The sequence below is a fragment of the Glutamicibacter creatinolyticus genome, from assembly GCF_006094275.1.
GTDB classification, from domain to species: domain Bacteria; phylum Actinomycetota; class Actinomycetes; order Actinomycetales; family Micrococcaceae; genus Glutamicibacter; species Glutamicibacter creatinolyticus.
In genome coordinates this window covers 1521352-1544006 of the sequence record NZ_CP034412.1, presented here as the reverse complement: position 1 = coordinate 1544006, position 22655 = coordinate 1521352, and the positions used below count along the sequence as shown (strand labels likewise).

23 protein-coding genes are annotated in these 22655 nt (G+C 65.7%); 11 read left to right on the top strand and 12 right to left on the bottom strand.

The window, feature by feature from the left end; genetic code table 11:
- The first annotated feature begins 108 nt into the window (after nt 1-108).
- Nucleotides 109-906 (top strand): YaaA family protein, encoded by a 798-nt coding sequence (locus GcLGCM259_RS06995; RefSeq protein WP_138926186.1) that lies wholly within the window; start codon nt 109-111, stop codon nt 904-906.
- Nucleotides 907-916: 10 nt separating this feature from the next.
- On the opposite strand, the gene GcLGCM259_RS06990 is transcribed toward GcLGCM259_RS06995, so the two are convergent.
- From GcLGCM259_RS06990 to GcLGCM259_RS06980, 3 genes are all read right to left on the bottom strand, one after another.
- Complete coding sequence (locus GcLGCM259_RS06990; protein ID WP_138926185.1) at nt 917-1258, bottom strand: hypothetical protein; 342 nt, start codon at nt 1256-1258, stop codon at nt 917-919.
- Nucleotides 1259-1419: 161 nt separating this feature from the next.
- Nucleotides 1420-1806 (bottom strand): VOC family protein, encoded by a 387-nt coding sequence (locus GcLGCM259_RS06985; protein ID WP_138926184.1) that lies wholly within the window; start codon nt 1804-1806, stop codon nt 1420-1422.
- Nucleotides 1807-1867: 61 nt separating this feature from the next.
- Nucleotides 1868-2830: a Nif3-like dinuclear metal center hexameric protein gene (locus tag GcLGCM259_RS06980; RefSeq protein ID WP_138926183.1), complete on the bottom strand. Its 963-nt coding sequence runs from the start codon at nt 2828-2830 to the stop codon at nt 1868-1870.
- Nucleotides 2831-2962: 132 nt separating this feature from the next.
- Here GcLGCM259_RS06980 and msrA point away from each other — a divergent pair, with 132 nt between their 5' ends.
- The 5 genes from msrA (at nt 2963) to GcLGCM259_RS06955 (ending at nt 8547) form a co-directional block, all read left to right on the top strand.
- Nucleotides 2963-3493, top strand: a complete 531-nt coding sequence (gene msrA, locus GcLGCM259_RS06975; protein ID WP_138927196.1) for a peptide-methionine (S)-S-oxide reductase MsrA — start codon at nt 2963-2965, stop codon at nt 3491-3493.
- A gap of 159 nt (nt 3494-3652) precedes the next feature.
- Complete coding sequence (gene cysK, locus GcLGCM259_RS06970; RefSeq protein WP_138926182.1) at nt 3653-4588, top strand: cysteine synthase A; 936 nt, start codon at nt 3653-3655, stop codon at nt 4586-4588.
- A 148-nt stretch (nt 4589-4736) separates the two neighbouring features.
- Nucleotides 4737-5321: a serine O-acetyltransferase EpsC gene (epsC, locus tag GcLGCM259_RS06965; protein ID WP_138173846.1), complete on the top strand. Its 585-nt coding sequence runs from the start codon at nt 4737-4739 to the stop codon at nt 5319-5321.
- Nucleotides 5322-5465: 144 nt separating this feature from the next.
- Entirely contained in the window at nt 5466-7727 is a 2262-nt protein-coding gene (locus GcLGCM259_RS06960; RefSeq protein ID WP_138926181.1) for an ATP-binding cassette domain-containing protein, read from the top strand.
- A 121-nt stretch (nt 7728-7848) separates the two neighbouring features.
- Complete coding sequence (locus GcLGCM259_RS06955; protein WP_138926180.1) at nt 7849-8547, top strand: DUF8453 domain-containing protein; 699 nt, start codon at nt 7849-7851, stop codon at nt 8545-8547.
- Nucleotides 8548-8690: 143 nt separating this feature from the next.
- Here the strand turns inward: GcLGCM259_RS06955 and GcLGCM259_RS06950 are convergent, their stop codons facing one another.
- A complete protein-coding gene (locus GcLGCM259_RS06950; RefSeq protein ID WP_138926179.1) occupies nt 8691-9701 on the bottom strand; it encodes an NADP-dependent oxidoreductase in 1011 nt (336 codons plus the stop codon).
- 168 nt (nt 9702-9869) lie between these two features.
- Here GcLGCM259_RS06950 and GcLGCM259_RS06945 point away from each other — a divergent pair, with 168 nt between their 5' ends.
- Nucleotides 9870-10448, top strand: coding sequence for a TetR/AcrR family transcriptional regulator (locus tag GcLGCM259_RS06945; protein ID WP_138926178.1), 579 nt, complete (start codon nt 9870-9872; stop codon nt 10446-10448).
- Between the two features lie 121 nt (nt 10449-10569).
- Here GcLGCM259_RS06945 and gndA read toward each other — a convergent pair whose 3' ends face one another.
- A complete protein-coding gene (gene gndA / locus GcLGCM259_RS06940; RefSeq protein ID WP_138926177.1) occupies nt 10570-12009 on the bottom strand; it encodes an NADP-dependent phosphogluconate dehydrogenase in 1440 nt (479 codons plus the stop codon).
- 203 nt (nt 12010-12212) lie between these two features.
- Here gndA and GcLGCM259_RS06935 point away from each other — a divergent pair, with 203 nt between their 5' ends.
- Entirely contained in the window at nt 12213-12944 is a 732-nt protein-coding gene (locus tag GcLGCM259_RS06935; RefSeq protein WP_138926176.1) for a FadR/GntR family transcriptional regulator, read from the top strand.
- Nucleotides 12945-12955: 11 nt separating this feature from the next.
- Here GcLGCM259_RS06935 and GcLGCM259_RS06930 read toward each other — a convergent pair whose 3' ends face one another.
- From GcLGCM259_RS06930 to GcLGCM259_RS06920, 3 genes are all read right to left on the bottom strand, one after another.
- Complete coding sequence (locus tag GcLGCM259_RS06930; protein WP_217496564.1) at nt 12956-13630, bottom strand: phosphatase PAP2 family protein; 675 nt, start codon at nt 13628-13630, stop codon at nt 12956-12958.
- Nucleotides 13631-13796: 166 nt separating this feature from the next.
- Nucleotides 13797-15209, bottom strand: a complete 1413-nt coding sequence (locus GcLGCM259_RS06925; RefSeq protein ID WP_138926175.1) for a GntP family permease — start codon at nt 15207-15209, stop codon at nt 13797-13799.
- A 68-nt stretch (nt 15210-15277) separates the two neighbouring features.
- The gene (locus GcLGCM259_RS06920) at nt 15278-15796 is read right to left on the bottom strand and encodes a gluconokinase (protein ID WP_138926174.1); all 519 of its coding nucleotides are present in this window, start codon (nt 15794-15796) and stop codon (nt 15278-15280) included.
- Between the two features lie 366 nt (nt 15797-16162).
- Here GcLGCM259_RS06920 and GcLGCM259_RS06915 point away from each other — a divergent pair, with 366 nt between their 5' ends.
- Complete coding sequence (locus GcLGCM259_RS06915; protein ID WP_138173828.1) at nt 16163-16423, top strand: GlsB/YeaQ/YmgE family stress response membrane protein; 261 nt, start codon at nt 16163-16165, stop codon at nt 16421-16423.
- 242 nt (nt 16424-16665) lie between these two features.
- Nucleotides 16666-17943: an RBBP9/YdeN family alpha/beta hydrolase gene (locus tag GcLGCM259_RS06910; RefSeq protein ID WP_138173826.1), complete on the top strand. Its 1278-nt coding sequence runs from the start codon at nt 16666-16668 to the stop codon at nt 17941-17943.
- 133 nt (nt 17944-18076) lie between these two features.
- On the opposite strand, the gene GcLGCM259_RS06905 is transcribed toward GcLGCM259_RS06910, so the two are convergent.
- Both GcLGCM259_RS06905 and GcLGCM259_RS06900 read right to left on the bottom strand, forming a co-directional pair.
- The gene (locus GcLGCM259_RS06905) at nt 18077-18373 is read right to left on the bottom strand and encodes a transcriptional regulator (RefSeq protein WP_138173824.1); all 297 of its coding nucleotides are present in this window, start codon (nt 18371-18373) and stop codon (nt 18077-18079) included.
- Nucleotides 18366-19019 (bottom strand): hypothetical protein, encoded by a 654-nt coding sequence (locus GcLGCM259_RS06900; protein ID WP_138173822.1) that lies wholly within the window; start codon nt 19017-19019, stop codon nt 18366-18368. The genes GcLGCM259_RS06905 and GcLGCM259_RS06900 overlap by 8 nt, the downstream gene beginning before the upstream one ends.
- Before the next feature lie 272 nt (nt 19020-19291).
- Here GcLGCM259_RS06900 and trhA point away from each other — a divergent pair, with 272 nt between their 5' ends.
- On the top strand, nt 19292-19987 hold the full coding sequence (gene trhA / locus GcLGCM259_RS06895) for a PAQR family membrane homeostasis protein TrhA (RefSeq protein WP_138173820.1): 696 nt from the start codon (nt 19292-19294) through the stop codon (nt 19985-19987).
- 86 nt (nt 19988-20073) lie between these two features.
- On the opposite strand, the gene GcLGCM259_RS06890 is transcribed toward trhA, so the two are convergent.
- Both GcLGCM259_RS06890 and argE read right to left on the bottom strand, forming a co-directional pair.
- On the bottom strand, nt 20074-21348 hold the full coding sequence (locus GcLGCM259_RS06890; RefSeq protein ID WP_138173818.1) for an MFS transporter: 1275 nt from the start codon (nt 21346-21348) through the stop codon (nt 20074-20076).
- 32 nt (nt 21349-21380) lie between these two features.
- Entirely contained in the window at nt 21381-22550 is a 1170-nt protein-coding gene (argE, locus tag GcLGCM259_RS06885; protein WP_246049819.1) for an acetylornithine deacetylase, read from the bottom strand.
- Nucleotides 22551-22655: the final 105 nt, after the last annotated feature.

The window sequence follows — 22655 nt, the reverse complement described above, 5'->3', positions numbered from 1 at the left end:
GCACCGGCAACCACGGCAATCAGCCGGTTGCCGAAAGGGATTATGCCGCTTGCAGGCCGCCTTCACCCGATGGGCATTGGGGCGTGGACTGCTAGTACGCTGGAAGGCGTGCTGATTCTGTTGCCCCCTTCCGAAGGTAAGACCGCCCACGCGAGCGGCGACCCATTTGAGATGTCCGCGCTCTCCTTCCCCCAGCTGGGCGAGGCGCGCGGTGAGGTGCTGGCGGCGCTGCGCACGGTGTCGGCTGCCGAGGACGCCATGCAAGTGCTGGGCGTCGGGGCATCGCTGGCCGAGGAAGTGGCACGCAACATCACCCTGCACCGCGAACCGGCGGCCCAGGCCCATGACGTGTACTCCGGCGTGCTCTTCGAGGCCCTGGGGTATTCCACGCTGGATGCCGCCGCGCAGCGGCGGGCCGATGAGTCCATCGTGGTGGTCTCCGCGCTGTGGGGTGCCGTGGGTTTCGCCGACCGGATCCCGCCCTACCGGCTCTCGATGGGCGTGAAGCTCGAGCCGGTGGGCAAGCTGGCCAGCTGGTGGAAGAAGCGCCTGACCCCGGTGCTGGACGCGCGCGCTGGGGATCAGCTGATCGTGGATGCGCGCTCGAGCACCTACGCGGCCGCCTATAAGCCGTCCAACGGCAACAGCGTGGCGGTCAACGTTTTCCAGCTGCGCAACGGGACGCCGAAGGTGGTGTCGCACTTCGCCAAGCACACTCGCGGTGAGGTCGCCCGCTTCCTGGTGGAACAGGAAACCGAGCCGGCCAACGCGCAGGAGCTGCTGGATTTGGCGAACACCCGGTGGGACGCGACCCTATCGGAGGACAAGAAGGGGCTGGCCCTGAACATCGTGCTGGCCGAGGACCACCAGTTCACGTCCCCGGCGAAGGCGGCCGCCGGGGTGTAGCCCGGCCGAACTACTGCAGCTCGTCGGAATCGCTGGGACGCACGGCATCCCGCCGAATGGGTTCAGGCTCCGCACCCGCCTCATGAGTCGACTGCTTGTCGGTGACCTCCTGGCGCCCCATCCAGTGCAGCGCCACTCCGATCGCGGTCAGCGTGGCGCCAAACGGGGTCAGGAACGACTGGGCGAACAAGAGGATCGCGCCCAACGTGTAGGTGATCAGCGGGTCATTGCTGTTCGGGCCAATGTTAAGCGCAACCGGCTGGAAGATGACCGGGGCAATGACGCTAAGCAGGATCCCGAGCACCACGGCCCCCAGTCCCACGACGATGAGCTTCTTGTGGATTGCCTTCATCGTTGAATGCCCCCTGCCGGTGCCTTCATTCGGCACCGCCTGCGTGCGGCGCCGAATTTCGTTGACCTTCAACCTAGGCCACTTGGCGCCGTCTGACAAGGGATGTTTCCCTGTTCGGGCGCTGTTTGGCTTCCATGGCCATGCCGCCGCCCAGCGGGCATCTACTGCGGGTCCTGTGCCACGAGTTCGACTTCGAAGCCCGCCGCGTCCTCCAGGTAGGCGGCGCGGTGCTCGCTGCCCCCGGCAAACGGGTGCCGGTCGGCGAAGAGCAGCGTGAACCCGTGTTTCAACGCATCCTCGGTGACCTGATTGAACTCGGCGGCCGGAACGCTCAACGCCAGGTGGTTCATCCCCGCAGCGCACCGCTGATGCCGGCCGGGAAGCACGTCCGGCCCGGACTCCACCACGATGTAGAACCCGTCCCGGCCGTAGCTCACCCCGTGCGCCCACTCATCCAGCACGGTGCAGCCCAGTCGCTGCAGCAGCCATCCCAGGCTGGCCTTTGACTGCTGAAGGTCCGCGACCCACAACTCCAGGTGATGCAGCACGGGTGCTCCAGCTCGTCGAGGGAAAGGGAATGATCAAGGGCTTCGAAAAGCCTGCCACACCCTACGGCGTGAGCACGAAATCCCACGGGTCGGTGTTGATTTGGGAGACTTCCACCTCGATGGCAAAGCCCAGGTCCCGCAACACGTTCTGCAGGGCACGGGCCGCGGCGGAGAGCCACACCCACTCCGAGGCGAAGTGGGAGACGTCAACCAGGTAGGGGTGCGAATCCCCGGCTGCTTCGCGGGCCTCGCTGGCCGGGTGGTGACGCAAATCGGCGGTGACGTACACGTCGGCGTCATGGGAGCGCACCGCGTCGAACAGCGAGTCCCCGGCTCCGCCGCACAGCGCGATCTTGCGCACGATGGCGTTGCGGTCCCCGGCCACCCGCACCCCGCCGGCCACGGCCGGCAGCACGGTGTAGACCCGTTCGGCGAAGTCCTGCAGGGTCATGGTCTTTTCCAGGTAGCCGACCCGGCCCAGGCCCTCCTCGGGCAGCCCGTCCTTCGAGACGACCAGCGGCACGCAGTCGCTGAGCCCAAACGCGTCGGCCAGGGCGTCGTTCACTCCCCCGATGGCGCTGTCCGCGTTGGTGTGGGCGGTCAGCAGCGCACACCCGGATTCGATCAGCCGGGTGATGGCCTCGCCCTTGAAGCTGGTGCCGGCGACCTGGTTGACCGGCTTGAGCAGCAGCGGGTGGTGGGTGATCAGCAGGTCCGCGCCGCGCTCGATCGCGTCCTCGATGACCTGAAGGGTGGGATCCACCGCGAAGACGACCTTCTTGACGCTGGCGGTGGTGCGCCCGGCGACCAGGCCCACGGCGTCCCAGTCCTCGGCCAGCGACTGTGGCCACAGCTCCTCGGCGGCCTCCAGCACGGTGCCCACGCTGGGCACGGCAGACTCGGCGCCCGCGGCTGCCGCACCGCCGGCCACGGCCGGGGATTCGGGGTTCTTCGCAGCCTGATCCTGCTTTGTTGCCTCGGTCTTGCGCGCATCGCCGACCGGGTTGTTCACCTTGCTCTGCATACCTCTAGCCTACGCGGTGGGCCGGGAACGGGAACAGAATGCAACGCCGTGGTGTTGGCTATGGATGTGAGTTCACAAACCAAAACCCAAGCCCATCATTTCGAGCCGACCAGTGAGATTGATGGCCGTACGCTGCGCACCTTCGTGCTGGCCGGCGGCTGCTTCTGGTGTCTTGACGCCGTCTACCAGCGCACCCGCGGGGTGCATTCGGTGATCTCCGGCTACACCGGCGGGAACACCTCCCACCCGGACTACCACCAGGTGTGCACCGAGATGACCGGTCACGCCGAGGCCGTGGCGGTGACCTTCGACGAGTCCGTGGTGCCGGCCGAGGTCATCCTGGACATGTTCTTCACCCTGCACGACCCCACCACCCTGAATCGGCAGGGCTACGATGTGGGCACCCAGTACCGCAGCGCCATGTTCCCGCTGGATGACGCCCAGCGCCAGGACTATGAGCGGGCGATCGCGAAGTTCGCCGAGCTCTACCCGGATCCTATCGTGACCACCATGGAGCAGCCGGCCGACTTCTGGGTGGCCGAGGACATCCACCAGGACTATTACACCCAGTACTCCCAGGCCGGGTATTGCCGGGTCATAATCGACCCAAAGCTGGCAAAGGTAAAGAAATATTACGGTTCGTGGCTTAACAACGAGTCGTAATTGGCGCGAGAACTACCCTAGAGAGGGAAAGCTTTTCTCGGCACCGTGCCCTTGAGCGCAAGGGGCGGGCCGAAGCACAACTCGTTCTTCCGGATCCGTGCGCGGACCCGGAGCAAGCTAGCGATCACAGCCAACCGATACAGCGAAGGAACCAACACGATGGGCAAAATCTACAACAACGTCACCGAGGTCGTCGGCGGGACCCCGCTGGTGAAGCTCAACCGGCTGGATGAGGGGCTGCCGGGCAACGTTGCGGTGAAGCTGGAGTTCTACAACCCGGCCAACTCGGTCAAGGACCGCATCGGTGTGGCGATTGTTGACGCCGCCGAGGCCTCGGGCGCGCTGAAGCCCGGGGGCACCATCGTGGAGGGCACCTCCGGGAACACCGGCATCGCCCTGGCCATGGTCGGCGCGGCCCGCGGCTACAAGGTGGTGCTGACCATGCCCGAGACCATGAGCACCGAGCGCCGCGTGATGCTGCGCGCCTTCGGCGCCGAGATCGTGCTGACCCCGGGCGCCGACGGCATGCGCGGCGCGGTGGAGAAGGCCAAGGAGATCGTGGCCACCACCGAGAACGCGATCTGGGCCCAGCAGTTCGCCAATGAGGCCAACCCGAAGATCCACCACGACACCACCGGCCCGGAGATCTGGGAAGACACCGAGGGCAAGGTGGACGTGCTGGTTTCCGGCATCGGCACCGGCGGTACCATCACCGGCGCCGGACGCTACCTGAAGGAAAAGAACGCCGAGGTGAAGATCGTGGCGGTGGAGCCCAAGGACTCCCCGATCCTCAACGGCGGCAAGCCCGGCCCGCACAAGATCCAGGGCCTGGGCGCGAACTTCATCCCCGAGGTGCTGGACACCGAACTGTACGACGAGGTGCTGGACGCCCCGATCGAGGAATCGGTCTCCGTGGCCCGCGCGCTGGGCGTGAAGGAAGGGATCCTGGGCGGCATCTCCGCCGGCGCCGCCGTGTGGGGCGCCCTGCAGGTGGCCGCCCGTGAGGAGAACGCCGGCAAGCTGATCGTGGCGGTGGTACCGGACTTCGGCGAACGCTACATCTCGACCCTGCTCTTTGACGACATCCGCGGCTAGTTTCCGCGGATTGTGATGGCTGGCGAATAAATCGGCGTGCCGTGCGGTTGGATTGGATAGACCCGCCCCGGCGCGCCGATTTGTCGTGTGACCTCCCGCAATGGGACACGATGGCACGTCGCCAGCCCTTGACCCCTAAGGTGAACACATGAGTTTTATCTCCCGGCTACGGGAAGACCTGGCCACTGCCCGCACCCACGACCCGGCCACGCGCAGCGACACCGAGAACTTCTTCGCCGCCTCGGGGCTGCACGCGATCTGGATGCACCGGATCGCGCACCGGATGTGGCAGAACCCGTCCCTGCGCTTTGCCGCGCGGATGCTCTCGCAGCTGAACCGGGCAGTCACCGGCATTGAGATCCACCCCGGAGCCACGATCGGGCGGCGCTTCTTCATCGACCACGGCATGGGGGTGGTGATCGGTGAAACCGCCGAGGTGGGCGACGATGTGATGCTCTACCACGGGGTGACCCTGGGCGGGCGTTCGCTGGCCAAGGTCAAGCGCCACCCGACGATCGGCAACCGGGTGGTGGTCGGGGCCGGGGCGAAGATCCTGGGTCCGATCGTGATCGGGGACGACTCGGCGGTGGGCGCGAACGCCGTGGTGGTCAAGGACGCCCCGGCCGGTTCGATTGTCACCGGCATCCCGGCGCGCAACCGCCCGCGTTCCCCGGAGGAGCGCAAGCCGGCGGTGGACCCGGCCGAATACATTGACCCGGCCATGTGGATTTAGTTCCCTACCCGCCCCAGGGGCCCGCAGCACCATCCCGGTGCCGCAGACCCCTGGCTGCGTTACGGCCCCTGCTCAGCAACACCGGTGGTGGATGGGCAGGAATCAAGAAGTCGACGGGCCCGACGATTCAGTAAGCTGAAGTCCATGAGCCAGCATGCAGCAGACACCCATGACATGATCCGTGTGCGCCAGGCGCGGGAGAACAACCTGCAGGGCGTGGACGCCGACATCCCCAAGCGCCGGATCACCGCCTTCACCGGGGTCTCCGGCTCGGGCAAGTCCTCCCTGGTCTTTGGCACCATCGCCGCCGAATCGCAGCGGCTGATCAACGAAACCTATACCGCGTTCATCCAGACGTTCATGCCCTCCATGCCCCGCCCGGACGTGGAGGTGCTGCAGAACCTGACCGCGGCGATCGTGGTGGACCAGGAACGCATGGGCGCCAACTCCCGCTCCACGGTGGGCACCGCCACCGACGCCTACTCGCTGCTGCGCGTGCTCTACTCCCGCTACTCCACCCCCAGCGCCGGCGGGGCCGGGGCATACTCCTTCAACCTGGGCGAGGGGGCGTGCAGCGCCTGCGAGGGGTTCGGCACCGAGGCGAGCATTGACCTGGACGAGCTGCTGGACTGGGACAAGACCCTGAACGAGGGGGCGATCAACGCCCCGAACTTCGCCCCCGGCGCCTGGCTGTGGCAGACCCTGACCGCCGGCACCGAGGCGGACCTGGATGTGAAGCTCAAGGACATGCCCGCACCGATGCTGGAGCGGCTGCTCTACGAGGAGCCGGGCAAGGTGAAGCTGAACGGGGCGAACATGAGCTACTCCGGGCTGATCACCCGGATCAAGAACAACTACATCCACTCCGGGCGGGAGATCAAGCAGGCGCACATCCGCGATTGGATCGCGCGGATCTCCACCACCGCCGCGTGCAGTGTCTGCGGCGGTGCCCGGCTGGGCGAAAAGGCCCGGGCCTCGAAGATCGACGGGTACGGGATCGCACAGCTAAGCGCCATGCAGGTCTCGGAGTTGATCCCGGTACTGGATCAGCTGCAGATCCCCGACGCCGCTCCCCTGCTGGGCAACCTGAAGGCCGTGCTGCAATCCATGGTGCAGATCGGGTTGGGCTACATCTCCCTGGACCGCCCCGCCGGCACCCTGTCCGGCGGGGAGGCGCAGCGGGTGAAGATGATCCGCCACCTGGGCAGCGCCCTGTCCGATGTCACCTACGTCTTTGATGAACCCACAGTGGGCCTGCACCCGCACGACATCCAGCGGATGAACCACCTGCTGGCGGACCTGCGCGACAAGGGCAACACGGTGCTGGTGGTCGAGCACAAGCCCGAAGTCATCAAGATCGCCGACCACGTCATCGACCTGGGCCCGGGGGCCGGCATCCACGGCGGGCAGGTCACCTACGCCGGGGATGTGCCCGGGCTGCTGGCCAGCGACACCCTCACCGGCCAGCACTTCTCCGCCACAGTGCCGCTGAAGCAGCAGGTCCGCCCGGGCCGGGACCCGCTGCAGATCCGCGGGGCGAACACCCACAACCTGAAGAACGTGGACGTGGAGATTCCCCGCGGGGTGCTGTGCGCGGTGACCGGGGTCGCCGGGTCCGGCAAGTCCACACTGATCCACACCACGATTTCCAAGCGCGAGGACGTGGCGGTGGTGGACCAGTCCGCGATCCGCGGCTCCCGGCGCTCGAACCCGGCCACCTACACCGGGGTGCTGGATCCGATCCGTGCCGCATTCGCCAAGGCCAACGGCGTCAAGGCCGCCCTATTCAGCGCGAACTCCGAGGGCGCCTGCCCGAACTGCAACGGGGTGGGCTACACCTACACCGACCTGGTCTCCATGGCCGGGGTGCCGCTGCTGTGCGAGGTCTGCGAGGGCAAGCGGTACACCGCCGAAGTGCTGGACTACCGGCTGGACGGGCTGAACATCACCGAGGTGCTCGAGCTGAGCATCGAACAGGCCCATCAGCAGCTGAAGGTCCCCAAGGCCAAGGCCATGCTGCAGCGGCTGAACCAGGTGGGCTTGGGCTACCTGAAGCTCGGCCAGCCGCTGAACACGCTCTCCGGCGGGGAACGCCAACGCCTGAAGCTGGCCATCAACCTGGGCAAGGGGGCCGGCACCTATGTGCTGGATGAACCCACCACCGGGCTGCACATGGCGGACGTGGACAAGCTGCTGGCCCTGCTGGATCAGATGGTGGATGAGGGCAACACGGTCATCGTGATCGAACACCACCTGGCCGTCATCGCCCACGCCGACTGGGTCATCGACCTGGGCCCGGGCGCCGGACATGAGGGCGGAAGCATTGTCTTTGAAGGCACCCCGCGCCAGCTGACCGAAGCGGAAACCCTCACCGGTGAGCACCTGGCCCGCTACGTGGGCAGCTGAAAATGTTATTGACCGTTCCTCTTAGTTCCAGTCTGCTACAGAGCATTAGAATCACTTTTTCTGACGTCGCGCGTATTCGTCGGCGCAAGTGAGCCAACCTGAGGAGAACAAGAAAATACTCATGGATCTCAACACATTCGCTGCAGGTGTTGCAGCTTTCGGAGCGTTGTCCGCAGCGGTAGCGGCTTTTGTAGCTCTGAAGCCAGCGCATGAAGCTTCAAGAGCCGCTAAAGATCAGACAGAAATTCAACGAGACCTGATGCGGCAGGCAGCGCAACCTTACGTTTGGGCCGACATTCAACCGGACGTTCAACAAGGGACAATGCTCCATTTGGTTCTAGGTAACGCAGGTCCAACTTTAGCCCGTAACGTTCGGGTTTCGATCGATCCCCCTATTCCAGAGCATCCGTCGTACTCGGGAGCCACCCGGGTAGCGCAGAATAGGGTAGCCGAAGGAATACTGTCGTTGGCTCCAGGGCGAGTTATTCGGTGGTCTTTAGGAAGAGGCTTCGATCTGCTCGAAGATGAGAACGATGAGACCCAGTACCGCCTAGAAGTTACCGCGGAAGGGCCGTATGGCCCCCTTGAACCCGTTTCTTTCTACATTCGCCCTCGTGACTGGCGCGAAGCGAGAGACGCACCAGAGGGCAACCTGCATTTAGTCCGCAAAGAAATTCAGTCTCTAACTGATGCGGTCAATACAGTAGGAAGCAAACTTGTCAAACATGTAGATAGGAACCCAGAACCCGATCGTTTCGTTGAATCGAGCCTCGCAGATGCAATAACTCAGAACCGAAGCGCCGAACCTTCAGCGGAGTAAGCGCTACAAGGCTCAATTACGATCCGAGCCGCTCGCATATAGTATTCGCTCCCGTTGCATTAACAACTGACGGCCTGTACTGACCAAGCATTCAGTACAGGCCGCCAGTGATTTTCAATGGAAATGGCGCTCTCAGTGTGTGGCTAGATGCGCACCAGCATCTTGCCGATGTTCGCGCCCTTCATCATGTTCACGAAGGCATCCACGGTGTTCTCGATGCCGTCCACGATGGTCTCGTCGTAAACGATCTTCCCGTCGGCGAACCACTGGCTCATCTGCTCGTTGAAGTCACCGGCGGCGTACAGGTAGTTGCCCAGGGTGAAGCCCTGCATCTTCAGTCCGCGGGTGACCATGTTTGACATGTTCTTTGGTCCCGCGGGCGCCTCGGTGGAGTTGTAGCTGGAAATCGCGCCGCACAGCGCGGCCCGTCCCCCGTCGTTGAATTCGGCCAGTGCCGCCTCCAGGTGCTCGCCGCCGACGTTGTCGTAGAACACGTCGATGCCTTCCGGGGCAGCTTCGGCCAGCTGGCCGCGCACATCCCCGTCCTTGTAGTTGAAGGCCGCGTCGTAGCCGTACTTTTCGGTCAGCAGCTTGACCTTCTCGGGGCTGCCGGCCGAACCGATGACCCGCTTGGCGCCCATCAGCTTGGCAATCTGCCCGGCGGCGGTGCCCACCGCGCCGGCGGCGCCGGAGATGAACACGGTCTCGCCTTCCTTCAGCCCGGCGATCTCCCTCAGGCCCACGAAGGCAGTCATCCCGGTCATGCCCAGGATGTGCAGCCGCACCGAGTTCGGCACCCCGTCGATCTCGGGCACCTTCTTGAAGGTCTTCGCATCGGCCTGGATGCCGTCGGACCAGCCGTGCTGGTGGGTGACCAGGCTGCCCTCGGGCAGTTCTTCGGAGGTGGATTCAACGACCCGGCCCACGGCCCCGCCGGTGATGCGCTCGCCCACCTCGTAGGGGGCCACGTAGGAGCGGGCATTGCTCATGCGCCCACGCATATAGGGGTCCACGGAGATGAACTCGTTGCGCACGCGCACCTGGTTCTCCCCCAGGGGCGGATTCTCGACGGTGGCGAAGTCAAAGTTCTCTTCACTGGGCCAGCCGGTGGGGCGGGAGGCAAGACGGATTTCGGTGGTCTTGAAGTCGGTCATGGGATGGTGAACCTTTCGTCGCGGAGATTGCAGGTCGAGTGGCGGTTTATCAACCGGCGGATGACTCGGAGCCAAGGTGAGCTTGCTCGTCACATCCGCCACCACTATTTGTAACGGTCATTCCAATATATACTGGAATGGTCGTTACGAAAAGACTGGAGGAACGTGATGGCCAGAACACTAGCCTTTGACCGGACCCGGGTGGCGCAGCAGGCCCGCGCCGTGTTCTGGTCGCGCGGCTATGAGGCGGCCTCCATTCCCGAGCTTGAGCAGGCCACCGGGCTCAGCCGCTCCAGCATCTACAACTCCTTTGGCTCCAAGCGCGGGTTGTTCGCCGCCGCCGTGGACAGCTATCTGGAGGAGATTGTGCGCCCACGCCTGCGTCCTCTGCGCGAACCCAGCGTGCAGCCGGGCGCGCTGAAAACCTACCTTGGGGACCTGGCCGAGACCTTCGCCAACCCGGGCTCGGTTACCGCGGCGAATGGGTGCCTGCTGATCAATTCGGCCAACGCCCCGATCGCCAGCGACGAGCAGGTCGCCGAAATCATTGCCAGCTACCGCAGTGAATTGCATTTGGCGCTGGCCCGCGGCGTGCAGGCGGCCCTGCCCGACGCCGCGCCGCACCGCCAGGAAGTACTCGCCGAGACGCTCACCGGCCTGGTGGTGGCCGCCTTCGCCCTGGCCCGGATTGTTCCGGGCGAAGCGGCGCAGCTGCTGCGCAACGGGGTGGAATTGCTCGACTCCTGATCCCCCGGCGCCCGCGGGCGCCCACCACCCGTGGACATGAAAAAGGCCGTGGCCTGGAAAGTCGCTCAACTTTCCAGGCCACGGCCGATTCCGCTTCCCGCATGGGTGCGGCAGAGGCTTCCTAGTGGGTGTCCTCGGCGGAGATCTCGGTGCGGTCCCCGCTCCACAGGGTGTGGAAGGTGCCTTCCTTGTCGGTACGGCGGTAGGTGTGCGCACCGAAGAAGTCACGCAGGCCCTGGGTCAACGCGGCCGGCAGGCGGTCGCGGCGCAGGCCGTCGTAGTAGGCCAGCGAGGAGGAGAATACCGGGGCTGGGATGCCCAGCTGGGCGGCCACGGCCACCACGCGGCGCCAGGCCGGAACGGCCTTGCCGATCGCCTCGGTGAAGGCCGGGGTGAACAGCAGGTTGGCCGGGCTGGTTTCGCCCTTGTAGGCGGCCATGATGTCCTTGAGCAGGGCGGCGCGGATGATGCAGCCTTCACGCCACAACCCGGCGATCTCGTCCAGCTTCAGCTCCCAGCCGTATTCGCCGGCGGCGGAGGTGAGCATGTCCAGGCCCTGGGCATAGGAGACCAGCTTGGAGGCGAACAGCGCCTGGCGCACGTCCTCGACGAAGTTCTCCGGCAGGTTCACCTCGGCGGTGTGCCCCTGGAGCACTTCCTGGCCCACTGCGCGAATATCGCGCTGCGAGGACAGCGAGCGGGCGAACACGGATTCGGCGATGGCCGAGACCGGGGAGCCCATGTCCAGGCCGGACTGCACGGTCCAGCGTCCGGTGCCCTTCTGCCCGGCGGAGTCCTGGATGACATCCACCAGCGGCTTGCCGGTGGCGGCATCGGTGTGCCCGAGGACCTCGGCGGTGATTTCAATCAGGAAGCTGGAAAGCTCGCCCTGGTTCCAGTCGGCGAAGATCTTGGCCTGCTCGTCCGGTTCGAGGCCCGCGGCGTGGCGCATCAGGTCGTAGGCTTCGCCGATGACCTGCATGTCGGCGTATTCGATGCCGTTGTGCACCATCTTCACGAAGTGCCCGGCACCGTCGGTGGAGATCCAGGCGCAGCACGGGGTGCCGTCATCGGCCTTGGCCGCGATCTTCTCCAGCATCGGGCCCAGGGCCTGGTAGGACTGCTTGGAGCCGCCGGGCATGATCGAGGGGCCCAACAGGGCGCCTTCCTCACCGCCGGAGACGCCAACGCCCACGAAGTGCAGGCCCTTTTCCGCCAGCGCGGCTTCGCGGCGGCGGGTGTCGGTGTAGTGGGAGTTGCCGCCGTCGATAATGATGTCATCCTCATCCAGCAGCGGCACCAGCTGGTCGATGACCGAGTCGACCGGGGCGCCGGCCTTGACCATGATCATCACCCGGCGAGGGGTTTCCAGATTGGCCACCAGCTCTTCGAGGGTTTCGGTGCGGATGAACTGGCCTTCGTCACCGTGCGCCTCCAGCAGCGCATCGGTCTTGCCGATCGAGCGGTTGTGCAGGGCAACGGTGTATCCGTTGCGGGCGAAGTTCCGGGCGAGGTTTGCGCCCATCACGGCCAGACCTGTGACGCCAATCTGTGCAGGCATAAAATCATTTCTCCAATATGTAACCGGAAAGGTGCGCCGTCATCGCCGGGCACCTTCCGTGCCCGCACGGCTTCGTGACGTTTTTGATTCTACCGCTCGGGCGGGTCAATACCCAGAGGCGCCGCCCACTTAAATCTGATTTATTTGCCTTGCGGTGCCCTGAGGTGGGGGTTTTGGGCGCATCGCTTGGATATGATGAGGCAATGGCTACCAGTCTGCATGCCCACGTGGTGGAGCACCTCGGCTCACGAATTGTCAGCGGATTCATCCCCGCGGACACGATCCTGCTTGCCGCCGACCTGGAGCAGCAGCTGAAGGTTTCACGCTCGGTGATCCGCGAGGCCGTGCGCGTGCTCGCCCAGTGCGGTTTGGTGACCAGCACCAAGCGGGTGGGCATCCGGGTGCAGGGCCCGAGCAAATGGAACCCGTTCGATTCACTGGTGATCCGCTGGCGCCTGGCCAGCAACCAGCAGGGCGTGCAGTTGCGCTCGCTGACCGAGCTGCGCATCTCCGTGGAGCCGATGGCCGCCGAGCTCGCCGCCCAGTACTCCCCGGCCGAGTTCCGCGAGGAGCTGATGACGCTTTCGGCGCAGATGAACCACTATGGCCGGATCGGGGACCTGCGCCGCTTTTTGGAACTGGACATCCGCTTCCACGCGGTACTGCTGGCCGCCTCCGGCAATGAAATGTTCGCAAACCTGGCCATCCCGATCGGTGAGACCCTGCGCGGGCGCACCGACCTGGGTCTGATGCCCGAACGCCCGCACGAGGAGGCCCTGGCCTGGCACCAGGCGGTCGCCGACGCGGTGTCCAACCACGATGCGCTGGCCGCGCGCCAGAACATGGAGAACATCATGCGCCGCACCCACAGCGAGATCTGCGGGATCTGGGCCGGTCAGGAACGGCTGTTCATCGACCCGGCCGGTCCCCGCTAGCACTTTCTGCCCTAGCGCTCGGCCACCGCGACGGGTTGGGTTTCGCGCAGTTCGGCCGGTGGCGCGAGGCGTTCGATCAACGGCCGCAGCAGCACCAGGCAGATCAGCACCACCAGGACCCCGAGCGCCAGCCCGGCCAGCACGTCATGCAGGTAGTGGGCGCCGACCGCGACCCGGGAGAGCGCAATCAGCCCGGCGGCCGGGGCCACGATCCACAAGAGGCGCGGCACCGCCATCACGCAGGCGGTGGCGAAGGCCGCGGCGATCACCGAATGGTTTGAGGGCCAGGACCAGGAACCGGCCTCCGGGCACGCCAGCACCGTGACCACTTCCAGGGTCCGGCAGGGGCGCTCCTCGGTCACCAGCAGCTTGATCCCCTCACTGGCCGCATAGGCCAGGATGACCCCAACCCCGGATCCGGCCAGGCGCCAGAAGGCCGCCCGATCCCTTGCCCAGCCCCACAGCGCCACCGCACCGGTGAGCACCACCAGGGCCACCAGCCCCGGCTCGGTGATCACCGCGGCCACCTGTCCCAGCGCCGGAAACTGCGCGGCCGCCCCGGAAATGCCACGGTAGATCGGTTCCTTGAAGACATAGGAGGCGAAACCGGCCACCGCCAGCAGGAGCAGCATCAGCAGGGTCGGTTTCAGGGCCGGCAGTGACAGGTGGGGATGCTTCGAACTCATGGATCACGAGTATACGGAGTCGGGCCTGCCCCGGGCGGCCCGCCGGTCAGTGGCGCAAGCATGGCGCAGGTGACACCAAGCCGCCCGGGGCCTTAAAGCCGGCGGCCGGTCCCGGCGCAACCGCTGTTGCGCTGGAACCGGCCGTCGGAAACGGGGCGTGGTGTTGCTAGGCGAGCATGGTCGCCACGCCGTAGAGCACCATCGCGAAGATGAAGCCCACGCCACCGACCAGGGCCTGGCCCACGGTCCACACCTTCAAGGTGGTGGGCACGTCCATCTGGAAGAAGCGCGAGACCAGCCAGAAGCCGGAGTCGTTCACGTGGCCGGCGAACACCGAGCCGGCGGCCAGCGCCAGCACGATGGTGGCGACCTGGAAGGCGCTCAGGTCCGCGCTGTCCAGCACGGCCGGCTGCACGATGGCCGCGGCGGTGGTCAACGCCACGGTGGCCGAACCCTGGGCCAGGCGCACCACGGCGGCGATCAGGAAGCCGGCCACGATCAGCGGCATGCCCACCTGCTCCAGCGAGTCGGCGATCGCGTTGCCGATGCCGCTGGCGCGCAGCACGCCGCCGAACATGCCGCCAGCGCCGGTGATCAGGATGATCGAGCACACCGGGCCCAACGCCGAGTCCACGACGGTCTCGATCAGGGTCTTGTCCTTTTTCTTGCGGAAGCCCAGCAGGTACATGGCCAGCAGCACCGAGATCATCAGCGCGACCGGGGTTTCACCCAGCAGGCGCAGCCACTGCACCCACATCGCCTCGGGGTCCACCACGCCGGCGGTGCCCAGCATGTTCAGCCCGGTGTTCAGGAAGATCAGCACCAGCGGCAGCAGCAGCAGGCTGAAGACGGTGCCCACCGACGGGGAGGACTTGAACTCGTCCTTGTCCTCCGCGCCCAGCGCCGCGTTCAGGATGTCCGGCACGGCCACGTTGAAGCGCTTGCCCACGAACTTGCCGTACAGGTGACCGGCGAAGAACCAGGTCGGGATCGCCACGATCAGGCCGAGCAGCAGCACCAGCCCGACGTTCGCGTTCAGCAGGCCGGAGGCGGCCACCGGGCCCGGGTGCGGGGGCACGAAGATGTGCATGACCGAGAACGCGGTCGCCGCGGGCACCGCGTAGAACAGCAGCGAGCCGCCCAGGCGGCGGGCAACGGTGAAGATGATCGGCAGCATGACGACCAGGCCGGCGTCGAAGAAGATCGGGAAGCCGAACAGCAGCGAGGCAACCGACAGCGCCAGCGGGGCGCGCTTCTCACCAAAGCGGTCGATCAGCCAGGTGGTCATGATCTGGGCGCCGCCACTGGTTTCCAGCATGCGCCCGAGCATCGCGCCCAGGCCCACCAGCAGGGCCACACTGGCCAGGGTGCCGCCGAAGCCGGAGGTCAGTGTGCCGATGATTTCACCGGCCGGGATGCCTGCGGCCACGGCGGTCAGCAGGCTGGTGAGCACCAGCGCGATGAACGCGTGGACGCGGAAGCGGATGATCAGCACCAGCAGCAGGGCGATGGCCGCCACCGCCAGACCCAGCAGCGCCGGGGTACTCAGCGTCCAATTCAGGACTAGGTCAGTGTTCATTGTCGTCCTTGATCAATGGTTGGTAAAAGGGGTCGACACGTCGACCCCGCAGGGTGGGCCAGCGCCGGCTAGCGGTTATCCAGGCCCAGTTCGCCCAGGATGTAGGCAACGATTTGCTGGGGGGTTTGGTTGATGTCCACGCTGATGGCGTGTTCATCGGGGTTGGGAACTTCCAGCGTGGTCAGCTGGCTGGTCAGCAGCGAGGAGGGCATGAATTCGTGTTCGCGCGCGTCCATGCGCCCGCGGATCAGTTCCTTGCCCCCGACCAGGTGAATGAAACGGGTTTCCGGCTCGTGCGCGCGGATCGCGTCCCGGTAGGAGCGCTTCAGCGCCGAGCAGGCGATGATGACCGGCTGGCCGTTGGCGTCGCGCTCGGCCAGGCGCTGGCCGATGATTTCCAGCCAGGGTGCGCGGTCGGTGTCGGTCAGCGGGATCCCGGCACCCATTTTGTCCTTGTTGGACGTGGGGTGCAGGCCGTCCCCGTCGATGAATTCCACGCCCAGCCGCTGGGCCAAAAGTTCGCCGATGGTCGACTTGCCGCATCCGGATACGCCCATAATGACCATGGGCATGACCTGCTGTGTCATCTCTTCACTCCGTTGTGTTCCACTAATGTCAGACTTAAGTCAAAAACTCACGACTTAAATCTGATTTATTCAGACTAGGCCTGCCCCGCAGGGGTGTCAAGCATCACCGGCAGTGCCGGGAACCAAGTGGCTTTCAGCAACTACGGACTTTATGGTCTAACCCGAGTTTCACTAGGGGTTTGAATGGCCGGAGAACTGATTATTAACCTTCAAGTGCAGGTTCAAGATTTGAAGGATCCAGCGCGGCACAAAAAGATGCTGAACGTTTCCCAAGAAGTGCTTTGACTTCGGAGAATGAGCACGTAGTCTCACCACTAAGTGGATCAAAACCGACCACTACAAACATTCAGACCAGTGGGGTGAACCATGGGATTTCTTGGATGGATCGTATTGGGATTGATTGCCGGCGCCATCGCCAAGGCGATCAAGCCAGGTGAACAAGGTGGCGGCTGGCTCGTCACGCTGCTGCTCGGCGTCGTAGGCGCCATCGTCGGCGGCTGGATCGGCTCTGCCGTTTTCGGAGTGGGCATCAACGAATTCTGGTCGTTGTCCACGTGGCTACTCGCCATTGGCGGTGCCCTGGTCGTCTTGATCATCTGGGGTCTACTGACCCGCAAGAGGGCCTAACCGCCTCACTTGCTTGGCCTCGGCCCGTTAGGGTCCCAGGTCCGCTGGCCCGCCGTTTCCGGATACTTTTCGGAAGCGGCGGGTCTCGCGCGTTAAGCGCGGCCTTTCCCGGCAGACGAGACCGCCCCTTCCCGACCCTCGACGCTCGGACACCGCGACCCTTCACCACCCTCGGCCCAGCTCCTAGAATGGGCAGACGGCGCACTCCTGCGCCACCATCGCGCAGGTGAAGGGGCGGTGAGATGACCAGCGTTCTGTTTATCCCCGGCATGGGAGTGCGCGGCGCCGGAATCGATGACTACTTCGCCAAGCTCTCTGCCCACTTGAACCGGATGCGTCCGGGGTACACGCTGCATGCCTGCCGTTGGGGCGATGCCGTGGGCGCCAACCTCCTGGCCGGCGGGATATCCGTGCCCGGCGCCGAACCGGATACTCCATCCCTGGAAACAGCCACCTCCGAGAGCCTGGCAAACGCCTCGACGCGAATGGAACCGGCGTTTGGCTCACTGCTGGTTCAGGCGTTGGCGCAGCGGAAGTCGGCGACGGCGCAAGCCCTGGCAGACCAGGACGGGGTGGTCCATGATCCGCGGCAATTGCATGTCCAGTTGTGGGAGCTGCTGGACTCCGATCCCCTGCTGGAGCTGGAGGCGCTCTCCCACCGCCACCAGGACGGCACGCAACCCGGAACCTCACCAGAACGCGCTGCGGGATCGGGCCGCGGCGAATCCCGGGACCCAGGTGATTTGGCGCGGCTGCTGGGTGCCGGGCTGGAACCGGATACCGGGCTGAGCCGATCGCTGCGTGATGCCGGCCTGGAGTCCACGGCACTGGCGGCAGCCACCGAATTGGTGGCCAGTGAATCCTTCAGCCGTTTTGGCCGGGCCGCGCTCCCGGCCGCCGAACACGCCCAGGGGCTGGCCCGAGCATTCACCGCACTGGCCCTGCGGCACCGGGATGGGCAGCTGGGCAGCTATGCGGCGGTGGACGGGGAGCACCGCCGGGCCATTGAGGGGCAGGCAGCAGCGGTACTGCTGGCCCGGGAACTGGCCGAACACAGCGAGTCCACCGTGACCAGCACCCTGCTGGAACTGGTGCTGGGCTTCGCCACCCGGTGGGCGGCCAAGCGCCGAGTGCAGCTGACCCAGGAGGCGGCTCCCGCCGTGGGAGACGTGCTGAAATACCTGGCGCGCGGCGAGGACCTGCGTCAATTCATCCGCCGGCAAATTTTGGACATCGGGGACCAGGACCTCATCATCATTGCCCACAGTCTGGGCGCCGTGGCGGTAATGGACCTGCTCCTGGGCGAACCCCTGCCCCAGGTGAAACAACTCATCGCGGTGGGCTCGGCATCGGGGCTGCTTTTTGAGCTCGATGCGCTGCCTGCCGGGCGTTTTGCCCCCCGACTACCAGCTGCCCGCGGATTTCCCGCCCACCCATTTCATCTACGACGATCGAGACTTCCTGGCCTACCGCAGTGCCGGGCTGTTCGGCGCGAAGGCCAGCGACCACCAGGTGGATAACGGGGTGGCGTTTCCCCGCAGCCACGGCGCCTACTTCAACAACGAGCAGTTCTATGCCCTGCTCCAGGACCTGCTCCCCTAACCGACCTCAGGGATAGACCGACCTCAGGGATTGAACGTTCCCCCGAACGCATCAGCCGGTGGATTCCAGGAGCTTGCGCAGCTGCCGCTTGTAGGTGGCGAACGCACTGCGGCCCTCCTGGCTCAACCCGATGTACGTCACCGGGCTTCGTCCCTCCAGGACCTTCTCCACGCTCACATAACCGCTGCCTTCCAGCTTGCGCAGGTGGGTGGCCAGGTTGCCGGAGGTCATCTGCAGCAGTTCCTGCAGGCGAGGAAAGGCGATGGTGTCCCCCACGCCCAGCGTGTTCAACACCGTCATGGTGCGCAGTCGCGCCTGGGCGTGGATCACCGGGTCCAGCTCAGACATGGCCCACCTGCAGCACCGGACCGGACACCAGTGCCGGACGGGCGGCCAGGAGCACGCCGATCAGCATCATGCCCAGCCCGCCGAGGGCACCGACCAACAGGTGATGTGGTGACGGCAGGGCCAGGGAGAGCAAACCCACCAACAGAATCCAGCCGCCCGTGACCAGCTGCGCCCTGTCGTTCCAGACCAACGCCCCGACCGCGGCCAGTGAACCGATCACCAGGCAGGCGGCGGCCAGGGCGTAGGAGGCCAGTCCCGCCGCATCCAGCCCCGCGGCCGCCAGGCGCCATCCCAGCAGACCGGCCAGGATAAAGCTCAGGGCGAAGCAGTTGCCGTAGACGGCGCCCTGGATCATGCTCGGTCCGCGGGTGCCCTGGGCCCTGCGGGCGGAGTGGACCGCGGAGAACACGATGGCGCCTGCCACCAGGATCCCGGCGACCAGGGCCGCCAGCCACAGTGGCAGCAACGGCTCGGCGCCCGGGATGAAGGCCAGGTAGAAGGCCAGAAACCCCAGCAGCCACACCGCTCCCCACAACAGGTAGAGCAGGCTGGTGTTCGGGCCCATGGCCCGTTGGGTACTGGCGCTTAGTTCATCAATGCCGCGCAGGATGGCGGCGGGTTCCAGGTGGCTCTCGTTGGCGTCCATGGTGAACCATTCCCTTGCTGGGTGTCGAAATACGCGGCACGCTGCCAAGCCGGAGTCCTTTTCACAACCTTCTGACTTTCCAGTGGCAAGCACTTTGCATTACAAAGTTAAAGATAGCACCGAAGCATTCCCGGCGGAAGGGGTGGGCAGGCGCTGCCCCACGGCTCGCCGCCCGGCATTCGCCAAAGACGTACACTGTGCGCTCACAGACCGGTGAAATATACTCAACAGTAGCGTTTCGGCCTTCCGCCCCGGCCCGTCAAGGAGTGATCATGAGCGCCCAGTCCTCGCATGCCAACCGCCCACTTCCCACGCCCCCTGGCATCCCCCGACCGGTCTTCGGCACCGAACGCACCCGGTGGCGGGGCACCCTGCACGCCTGGACCACGCCGCTGTCCATCATCATGGGGCTGCTGCTGGTGTTGCTGGCCAATGGGACGGCGGCCGAATGGACCGCCGCGGTCTTCGCCCTGACCTCGATCCTGCTCTTTGGCACCTCGGCGATTTACCACCGCGGGAACTGGAGTGCCCGGCAGACCGCATGGCTGCGCCGGGCGGACCACGCGAACATCTTCCTGCTGATCGCCGGCACCTACACGCCGGTGGCGTGGCTGATCCTGCCGCTGAAGCAGGCGATCATCGTGCTGAGCATCATCTGGGCCGGTGCCCTGCTGGGCGTGCTGGTGCGCACGCTGTGGCCCGGCGCCCCGCGCTGGCTGTCGGTGAGCCTGTACATCCTGCTGGGCTGGGGCGCGGTCATGTACCTGCCGGCCTTCTTTGCCGCCAGCCCCGCGGTAATGATCCTGATCATCATCGGCGGCCTGTTCTACACCGTGGGTGCGGTGTTCTACGCGCTCAAGCGCCCCAACCCGCTGCCCACCGTCTTCGGGTTCCACGAGCTCTTCCACGCCTGCACCGTCCTGGCCTACCTGTGCCACTGGACCGCGGTGCTGCTGGTGGCACTGTAAGAACCCGCAGACTCTCCGCACGCGAAGAACGCCCCCGAAAAACCGCTTGATGGTTTTTCGGGGGCGTTCTGCTTGCCGTGGCGCGGTTACTGCTGCGCGTACTTGCGCCGGGCGAAGCCCAGCCCGATCAGCGAGATCACCGCGATCGCCATGTAGTACAGGCTCGGGGCGTCCAGGGATCCGGTCACGCTCAGCAGCCAGGTCAGCACCAGCGGGGCGATGCCGCCCAGCAGCGTCACCCCGATGTTGTAGGTGACCGACAGGCCCGAGCCGCGGATCGCGGCCGGGAACAGGTTGGAGAGCAGGGCCGGCATCGGTCCGAAGTAGAAGGACATGATCACGCCCAGCAGCGCGATCACCACCACCATCACCGGCACGGTCGGGGTGGAGGTCATCAGCCGGAACAGCGGCCAGGCCAACACCAGGGCGGCGATCGCCGCATAGGTCATCACCCTGGCCGGACCGACCCGGTCGGCCAGGTGCCCGACCAGCGGCACCCCGAACAGGGTGATGGTTCCGGCCGCCACCCCGCCCAGGAACGCGGCGTCGGCCGGGATCCCCAGGTTCGTCACCGCGAAGGTGGGCATGTACAGGATCATGTACACCGAGATGGTGGCCACCCCAATGATCGCCGAGCCGGTCAACAGCCGTCCGTAGTGCCCGGCGAACAGGGTCGCCAGCGGCGCCTTGACCTTCTCGGCCGCTACGAATTCCTCGGTCTCCTCCAGCCGGGCGCGGATGTACAACCCGACCGGGCCGATGAGCAGGCCGACGAAGAACGGCACCCGCCAGCCCCAGCTTTCCAGGGCCTGGGTGGACAGCTGGGTGGTCAGCACGTAGCCGAACGCGCTGGCCAGCAGCATCGAGGCGCCCTGGCTGGCCACCTGCCAGGAGGCGTAGAACGCCTTCTTGTGCGGTGCGGTCTCAATCAGGAACGCGGTGGCGGTGCCGAACTCGCCGCCGGCGGAGAAGCCCTGGATCAGCCGGGAAAGCAGGATGATCAGCGCACCCCACACCCCGACCATCTCGTAGGTCGGGGCGATGGCCATGATCAGCGTGCCGACCATCATCAGCATCAGGGTCAACGTCAGCGCTGCCTTGCGGCCCTTGCGGTCCGCGTAGCTGCCCAGCACCATCCCGCCCAGCGGGCGGATGATGTAGGAGATCGCGAACGTGGCGAACGTAAGGATCAGCGCGAACGTCGGATTGGACTCGGGGTAGAAGATCTTGGCGATGACCGTGGCGAAGGTGGCGTAGACAATGATGTCAAACCACTCCAGCGCCGCCCCGATGGAGGAGGAAATGACCGCCTTGCGGGCGGCCTTCAGCTGGTGTGCGGTCACTTCACGCGGTGGGCTCATGGGTGCCTCCTGGCTGTTGGGTGCGGCGCGGGCTACTGGGACAGGTCGGCGATCATCGCGTCGATGAACTGTTCGCACGCGGTGATCTGGGACAGCTCGATGAACTCATCCGGGGCGTGCGCCTGGGCGATGTCGCCGGGGCCGCAGACCACGGTGGGGATCCCGGCGCCGGCGAACAGGCCGGCCTCGGTGCCGTAGGTGACCTTGTCCTGAGCCGTTTCCCCGCCCCAGCGGGCGGCCAGTTCCACGATTTCGGCCTCCGGGGCGGTATCCAGCCCGGGAGCTCCGGCCTGGATGCTGAAGTCGACCCTGCCGGCCGGGTTCACCTGGCGCATCTCGTCCCGCAGGCGTTCGGCCTCGGCGCGCATCCGGGCGGTCAGTGCCTCGCGGTCAACACTGGCCAGGGAACGGTATTCGAAGAACACGGTGCACAGCGCCGGGATGGTGTTCACCGCGATGCCGCCGTCGATGCGGTTTACGTTCATGGTGGTGGTCGGTTCGATGAATGCCTCATCACGCTCCCCCTGGCGCAGTTCGGCGGAGACCTCGTCGACAAAGCGGGCGAAGCGGGTGGCGTAGGAGATGGCGTTCAGCCCCTCCCCGGGCAGCGAGGAGTGGGCTGCGACCCCGTGGAAGTCGACCTTGAACACGTTCATGGACTTGTGCCCGCGGATCACCCGCATGCTGGAGGGCTCCCCGACCACCGCACCGCGCGGGGCCAGGCCGAGTTCGGTGATCTTCTCCACCAGCCCGACCGCGCCGACGCAGCCGACCTCCTCGTCATAGGAGAAGGCCAGGTGGACCGGTTCCTTCAGCCGGGCACTGGTCAGTTCGGTCAGCCGGGAGAGGATGACCCCGATGAACGCCTTCATGTCGCAGGTGCCCCGCCCGTAGAGCTTGCCCTCACGTACCGCCGGTTCGAACGGTTCGCTGCTCCATTCCTGCCCGTCAACCGGCACCACGTCGGTGTGTCCGGAGAGCACGATGCCGCCGGTGGTAGTTCCGTCGTGGGCGGGGATGGTGGCCAGCAGGTTGGCCTTGGTGCCCTCGGCGTTGTGGATCAGGGTGTGCTCCACCCCGACGGCATGCAGTTTGTCGATGACCTTCTCGATCAGCGGCAGGTTGGTGTCCCGGCTGGTGGTGTCGAGGCGGATCAGTTCATTGATTTCGTTCAGGGTCTTCTCACCCGGTGCTGCGCTCACTGCTGCTCCTGATGTGCTCGTGCGTTGCTGTTACCGCGCACCCAGGCTGTGGCGTACGCGAGGTATGTGATCAGCCCATGCTGTCACATCCCTCCGGGCCGGTAC